Source organism: Methanomassiliicoccales archaeon, assembly GCA_038740345.1.
Lineage (GTDB): Archaea > Thermoplasmatota > Thermoplasmata > Methanomassiliicoccales > UBA472 > JAJRAN01.
The window spans coordinates 1-7,485 of the sequence record JAVYMA010000038.1; the positions used below are offsets into that span (position 1 = coordinate 1).

The 7,485-nt window shown below is 38.1% G+C and carries 7 protein-coding genes; 1 reads left to right on the plus strand and 6 read right to left on the minus strand.

From position 1 onward, the window contains the following. On the plus strand, positions 1–196 hold a 196-nt coding region (locus QW520_08690; GenBank protein MEM0449880.1), incomplete at its 5' end, for a hypothetical protein. Between the two features lie 654 nt (positions 197–850). On the opposite strand, the gene QW520_08695 is transcribed toward QW520_08690, so the two are convergent. The 6 genes from QW520_08695 to QW520_08720 are packed head-to-tail and all read right to left on the minus strand — an operon-like array spanning position 851 to position 7,133. Then, positions 851–2,209, minus strand: a complete 1,359-nt coding sequence (locus QW520_08695) for an MmgE/PrpD family protein (protein ID MEM0449881.1) — start codon at positions 2,207–2,209, stop codon at positions 851–853. Between the two features lie 15 nt (positions 2,210–2,224). Continuing rightward, positions 2,225–3,139 carry a CoA ester lyase gene (locus QW520_08700; protein ID MEM0449882.1) on the minus strand — a complete coding sequence of 305 codons (915 nt, stop codon included), beginning with the start codon at positions 3,137–3,139 and terminating at the stop codon, positions 2,225–2,227. A gap of 20 nt (positions 3,140–3,159) precedes the next feature. Next, positions 3,160–4,074: a CoA-binding protein gene (locus tag QW520_08705; protein MEM0449883.1), complete on the minus strand. Its 915-nt coding sequence runs from the start codon at positions 4,072–4,074 to the stop codon at positions 3,160–3,162. Between the two features lie 2 nt (positions 4,075–4,076). After that, on the minus strand, positions 4,077–4,403 hold the full coding sequence (locus tag QW520_08710) for a hypothetical protein (GenBank protein MEM0449884.1): 327 nt from the start codon (positions 4,401–4,403) through the stop codon (positions 4,077–4,079). Positions 4,404–4,409: 6 nt separating this feature from the next. Next, positions 4,410–5,729, minus strand: coding sequence for an ATP-grasp domain-containing protein (locus QW520_08715; GenBank protein MEM0449885.1), 1,320 nt, complete (start codon positions 5,727–5,729; stop codon positions 4,410–4,412). A 9-nt stretch (positions 5,730–5,738) separates the two neighbouring features. Beyond that, a complete protein-coding gene (locus QW520_08720; GenBank protein MEM0449886.1) occupies positions 5,739–7,133 on the minus strand; it encodes an MmgE/PrpD family protein in 1,395 nt (464 codons plus the stop codon). Between the last annotated feature and the right edge of the window lie 352 nt (positions 7,134–7,485).

Consider the following 7,485-nt stretch of genomic DNA (forward strand, 5'->3'; position numbering starts at 1 on the left):
CGCCAGAGGCGGATCCGACCCTGTCGGACAATGGTTAAAGGATAAAAAGAAGTCCCTGGATCTCTCCATTCGGCGCCTTGCTTTCCAGGTACGAACGAATATTTTGCTGGAGAATATCAGTATCACTCTTAAAACAATGAAAATTCAATTTAAACAAAGTATTCTCGATACTTACCTAAATGCAAGACTTCAGTAACAATATTTTTACTATTAAAAATATATTGTGGTTCTCAATTTAATTCTTCATACAGCTTCTACTATAATGACATAAATATTTTTTAAAGCTCCCTTAATGTGGCTTAGAATATTTTTTTATGGTTTTTTCTCATAAGGCTTCTTCTCTACTCTTCTTTCTTTTCCTTCATTCCCACTCCACCATACTGCATCATTGTGGAGCCATCCGGCTATAAGAAAGTTTATACTTTTCGGAATCAAATTTGGCATTTGGATCGGAAACCGTAAATATTCATCGCTTGTGAAAATACGACTATTGCCAACGGTTCCTTGTTGAAAATAGGAAAATTCACGACCATGGCCATGAATATTTACTTCCTGGAATGACTAATTGTAAACCATCGTCAATTGCCTCATTTTTGATATTCAATTTTTAGATTTTCATATATCCTAACTTCGGTGATCATATATTTCTCTACAATTACGCAACCATTCTCTATTGGGGCTTGTTCATAGGCTGGAATAACCTATTTCCCCTTTATTAATTTCTTTTTCTCCAGATTCACTTTAAATACTTTCCCTTTTCTTATTATATAATTTTTAAAGCTCTCTGCTATGAAGAATTAAAACCCTTTGAGCATTAACCCTTTGTTAATATTTAGATATTAATGACAATTTACAAAAATACTGTAAGTTCATCTAAAGGATAATTTTCTAACTTTTCTATAATTTTGCCAATAATTTTGACATCTTCTTCAGAGATTAACAGTTTTGAATTTTTATAATATTTATTATATACTTCTTCCCAACTTGCAGGATTTTCAGGCTCTCCTTTTGCCAATTCAACTTCGGCACTCCATTCTCTTCCTATATTATCTTTGATATGGACTTTAGCCCCCCTTTTTTGAGGATATAGCTCTTCCCATTTTCCCCCTATATTTAATTCAACTTTTCCGGAAAGCTTTTGGATATTTTCATCCCGTACATTTTCTTCCGTATATTTATCTGCACCAGCATCCCCTTTAATAATTGCTAAAGCTACTGAAAAAGGAATACTAAAGCGAGCAGCTGAAGTTGTTGTTACATGAGTAATACCAGCGAGTCTAATTGCCACTGGATATGTTTCAACAGAAATTTTATTTATTTCTAAAGGATCTATCTTCGAGTCTTTCATTATTTCAAGAACGGCATCAATAGGCGCATGTGCGTGACGACAAGCTGCATAGAATTTGATATAAGTGTTAATAATTTCGAACTTTTTCCCTAAATTTTTGATTAATATCTCTGTTTTTACCTCATCAGTTACTGCTTTTAAAAAACCGTCTTCTCCTTCAAATATTCTCAATGGCCCTCTCATTCCTTTTCGCGAAAGAATACATGAGAGGAGACCCGCCTGTGCTGCTCGTCCAGGGCTAATTGGTTTAACTTTAGCACCTTCCTCATCATGATTTACCTGTAAAAGACCCGCGCCTTGAAGACCCGCTAACCCTAATGCACCTATTGTTTCTTCATAATTTAACTTCATAATGTTTGCAGCTGTTGCGGCAGCAGCAAAAGGACCAATAATTCCCGTAGTGTGAAAACCTCTATTAAGGCTTGATGGATTGATGGCCCAGCCTAAATGGATCATAATTTCATACCCCACCACTATTCCTGTGATCATCTCTTTAGTGGTTGCCTCAGACAATTCGGTCGCAGCTAGTGCTGTTGGAATGACTACCGCGCCAGGATGAAGAGCAGCAAAACGATGTCCATCGTCCATGTCGATAGAATGGGCACAAACTGCATTAACTAAAGCAGCATTAATTGCAGGGTATTTCTTCTTTGCCTGTATAATCGTTGCTTCTGGTTCTCCCCCAAGATTTTGTAAATAATTTGATAAAATTTTGGGGAATTCCATTAACTTGTAACCTGCTAAAGAGACCCCTATTAAATCTAATACCAACTTTTTTGTATGAGTCACCACATCATATCCTAGTTGTTCATAATGAGTCTTGACAATAAAATCAGCATAGGTTTCAGATAGAGTTTCCATCTGTGTCTCACCTAACTAATCTCTCTTTGCTTCTTTCTCCGAAATCTTTTTAGCAATAGAAATTAAATTCATTGCTCTTCTGTAAGACCCATAGTCTATCATTCTTCCACCGATCGTTGTTGCTCCTAACCCCTTCTTTCTTGACTCTTCGTAGACTTCGATCACTTTCTTTGCAAACTCAACCTCTTCTTTTGTAGGCGTAAAGATCTGATTAACAGATTCCACATGACGGGGATGAACGAGTAATTTCCCATTAAACCCCATTAATTTCACCTTTCTTGTTTCTTTTTTAATCCCTTCTATATCAATCACTAACCCAAAAAAAGGTGAATCAATTGCATGCAATCCTGCTGCTCGGGCTGCCAAGGCGATACAAGCACGTGGATGAGCTGCCATTAAAAAAAATTCTTCTTGCGTAAGGTTAGTCACACCCATTCCTAAGCCAAGTTCCCTTGAGTAATCCCCAGCACCAAAGCTTAATCCTAAAACCCTAGAACTACTTGAAATAATCTCATAAACATTGGAAATTCCTTTGGGAGTCTCCAAAAGTGGAAGAATCGAAATAATATTAGGTGGCAATCCTTTACTCTTTTCTTCCTTCCTGAGATGTTCGTCCAATCGTATAATATCTTCCTTCGATTCTGTTTTGGGCAACATAATGCCATCTAATCCTTCCGACACAACATAAAAAAGATCCTCCTCTGTCAAACCAGTCTCAAATGAATTGACCCTAACAAATACATCAATTCCTCTCTCTTTCAACATGGGGATAGCATCTCTTGCAAAAATCCTGCCCGTTTCCTTTTCCTCAAATGGGCATGCATCTTCTAGATCTAAAATGATAGCGTCTTCACCCTCAGCAGTTGCAGTGGTAATCATTCGCCAGCTATTCGCTGGCACAAAAAGTAGGCTTCTTAATACCCTATCCAAAGATTTCCTCCTTTTCTTATTTATGATTTTAAGTCACCAAATATTCTTTTTAGGGCAGGACCTATTTCTTCAGGTCTCTCTACAACATGGCAACAGACTTCTCTCAGTGCCTTTATTTTCCCCTCAGCAGAGCCTCTCCCGCCCTCTACTATAGCACTAGCATGGGAAAACCGTAATCCCTGTGGGAGTCCTTTCCCAGCTATGTAAGCTACTAAGGGTTTTTTGTATCTCCCTTCCCTAATAATTTCGGCCGCTTCTTCTTCCATCACTGTACCTATCTCGCCAAAATATACTACACCATCTGTTTCTTCGTCAGATTGAAAAAGAGGAAGAACTTCGGCAAAAGTTGTTCCTAATATAGGCTCTGAACCAAGATGTATAGCAGTACTTATCCCGAATCCGACCTGGCATACTACCCAACTTAGAGTTGTTGTTTGTCCACCACTTCTTGATACTACCCCAATTCTACCGGGTCTAAAAGCGATTTTTGGTAGATCTGAGGAACCCATGAATCCACCCAACCCTCCTAAAGAAGCTTTTCCGGGACTTACAACTCCTGCGGATCCAGGCCCGATTAACCGAATACCCAACTCTTGGGCATAAGCAATTATTTCTAATGTATCATGAAGAGGTACTCTCTCCACTCGCATAAGGACTGTTTTAATCCCTTCGTTAAATACTTCTATTACCGCTGACTTAGCTTCTGGACCAGGCACTACAACAACCGATGCATCCACTTCACCAACTTCTTGAATGGCCTCTTTTACACTATTAAATACAGGAACTCCCCAAACTGAACTCCCCCCACGCCCAGGGGTAACTCCGGCAACAACTTTTGAACCCACCTCGATCATACGCCTCGCTACATTTTGGCCAAATCTCCCCGTAATTCCTTGAATAAGCATCTTCGTTGTTTCATCCACTATAATAGCCATTTCTATTCCCCCACGACATCTCTTCTATATTCTTCAAGCCCTTCTAAGGGAATCTCTATTCGAATGCAATTTGTCCCATGGAACCAACAATGATATTCACAGGCTAGACATTCATTATCAAGACGTTTAATTTCTTCAGGATCAACAATGGTCAAAACAGGTTTATTTCCTTCAATCTTCAAAATATTTCTACCATATAATCTGCAAGCTTTAACGCACGCAAATCCACAAGAAGGTTTTGAATCATTTTTTGTTGCGGGTTCACAATGTTTGTAATCAATAGAAATCTTCGTTTTCCTTGTTTCAAATTCTAATCTGTCCTCTGCCATAATTTTCTATTCCTTTTTTCCATATTTCTCGGTTTGATATTGTTTGATTAAACATTCAACCCGATCTGCAATGAAATTAGTGTTATAAATATATTCTTTCCCATAAAGTTCCCACGTAAGATGGGTATCTCTTAACCCATTTTTAATAATTTCGTGAGCCTCATTCTCCTTATTCCCAGCTAATAAAATCACCACCGGAAACCCCGGTTTTTTCTTTGCTTCCTCTCTTAAAGCCTTCACAATAGCATGTGCGTGATGCCATTGCTCTTGATTCGCAAGACAAGCTCCCATAAGGACATACCCATCAATAGGCTGTGAAAAAATACTCTTGATTACAAGATAAACTTTACTCGCTGTTGGGTCTCCACTTGTATCCGCATAATTGGCAATTTTAAATCCCCTTTCAACAAAAGCACTTGCACCTAACATCGCTCCCCCACCACCAATCCCGTGAAACCCTATCCACCCTTTACCCTCTAACTTCGGAAACATTTGGGTGAAATAACCTGTCCCTCGATAATCACCCTCCTCAATACCCCATGCGATCTCTTCCAACCTCGTAGGAGGCCTATCCATATCTCTCGGGACTTTAATTCCAAACTCTGGATGTCGAAATACAGAATTGTCATCAATTGTAAAACGACAATCTCCAGCAATAACTTTTTTATCGCGTGTTATGATTAATGGGTTAATTTCTGCAACTCTTGAATCAGTATCCTTAAAGGCTTTATAAAAATTGCAAATTATATCAAAAAGATTTAATTTTAAATCAGAAGAAAGCTCTTTCTCCCATGAAAGTCGAGAAAATAACACCTCTACTTCATTTTTACTAATACCTTTTAAATAATTTATATTTAAAGAAGCCACTTTCTCAGGACTTCTTGCAGCGACTTCTTCGATCCTTACCCCTCCTTCAATACTAAAAATAAGAACAGGCCCTTTAATCTTATATGAATTGCTAACGATTATACCAATATATAATTCTTTTTCTATGTCCAGACGTTCCTCTACTAGCACCTTTTCTACAGAAAGTCCTTTTATTGAACTCCCCAACATTTCTTTTGTAAAAGTCTCAACCTCCTGAAGGGTATTTGCAAACTTAATTCCTCCAGCTTTGAACCGGCCAGTAGTCCAGACTTGGGCCTTAACTACAACACTTTTCCCAATTTCTGATGCTATTTGCTTTGCCTCTTCGGGCGTGTTTGCACACCTTCCTTGAGGAACAGGAATTCCAATCTTTTTAAAAATCTCTTTTCCTTGATATTCATAAATTCTTGCCATTTCTATATACCTTTCCTCTTCTTTTTGAAAATACTCGGAGGGCAACTATAAAAATCAATTTGAATCATTAAACACTAATAATCGATTTAATTTCTCAATATCTTTAAACTCATCCACTTCAAATACTGCTTTAATGATTTTTTCCATCTGTTCGTCATCCATATAAACTTTCGCCATGCTTTTAAACTTTTCTATAATCTCCATATCTGTCATAGGATTACGCGCATGACCTCTAGGAAAATCAACCCTGCACTGAAATCTCTTCCCTTCCTTTGTGATTATCTCAGAAATCCCAGCCGGCCTCACTTTATCTAATTCGGGGTCCCCTTGAATGGTAATCTTTCCAATTAACTCCAATACTCTTGGGTCATTATATTTCTCTGGAGAAAATTGATCAGGACCTATTTGTCGATCAATTACTGCAATCGCTGTAAGAAAATAAGAACTATGATCAGCTGTCTCTTTATTCTTAGGATACTTTTTTGCCAAATCCCCTGTATGTTCAGCACATCTTTTACTTGTTTTGATCCTAATTTCAACAATATCCTCGGGTTTTATATTATAATCCCTGACTAATTTTAAGGTAGCAGATAAATGACCATGGGAGGAATAATCAGCAATTATAGATTTAATGCATGTTTCTTGAATCGCAAATTTCCCTTTTGGAGGAATAATTTTATCTACATCATACTCCCCACGCATAATCGTCTCAACAAAACCATCATGACCCTCTATAATGGTCTTCGGCCCTGTAAATCCTTTTCGGGCTAACAAAGTTGCCATAATCCCTCCATAGGCTAATACAGGAAACCTAATATTTTTTGTCATTGTATATTCTTCAGCCGGTGCATCTAATATTCCCAAGACTGCGTGACAACTACCTGAAATCCCAATAGCATTTTCCATCTGATTCTCATCCATTTCTAATAATTTCCCAATAATTAAAGGCATTATATAGGCTCCCCGAGTATCCCCATTCCAACCTTTTTTCTCCATTCCTATTCCCTTCACAGCCTCAAGGAACGATAGCGAAAGATTATAACCCAAGACAATAGCTGTAATAGCGTCTTTTCCAGAGAGATGAAACTTTTCACCAATTGCTAAGATCGGTGGAATAACTTCACTAGGATGATAGCCTGTTCGATAAATATTCCCTTGGATAATAAAAGCAGTGTCATTATAATCAAGGTAACGAACCATTGCACCATTGATTAACGTTGCATTGAGACATGAAGTTTTAAATCCACTACCGAAAACAGTTGACTCTGGTGGATGCCCTGATTCTTTTATATATTCTTCGATCACTCGCCTCGCTTCACTCCCATACCCTCCCATTGCACACCCAAGGGTATCTAATAATACCCTTTTTGTATGGTGAATTATATCCGAAGGGATATCTTGATATGAAAATGATTTCACATAGTTGGCTAATTTTGAAGCAACACTCATATTATTCTACTCCTTAAAATTGTTTGTTATAATATTATAACAATATAAATTTGTCAAGAAAAAAAAGAGAGCTCTGAAAAAGTGGAGATTTTATTGGGTTCTCCCCTTTGGGGGGCTGTGGAAGTTGAATGCAGGATCAGATCAAGTAAGTTTTGGGGACGGTTTCTTGTTCTTCGTCTATATTATCCTGCTCCTTTCTCCTCTTTTTTCATCCTGTTTGTAAAATCCCTCCTTTCTGAGCCTTGAGCTCCAACAGTTTGACCATCCGCGCTTCACGTTCATCACCAAAAAGGTCATCAGAGCCTGAATCGCCACCTTGGCTTTCCCCCAATACCGTGCCCGTCCTAACCCA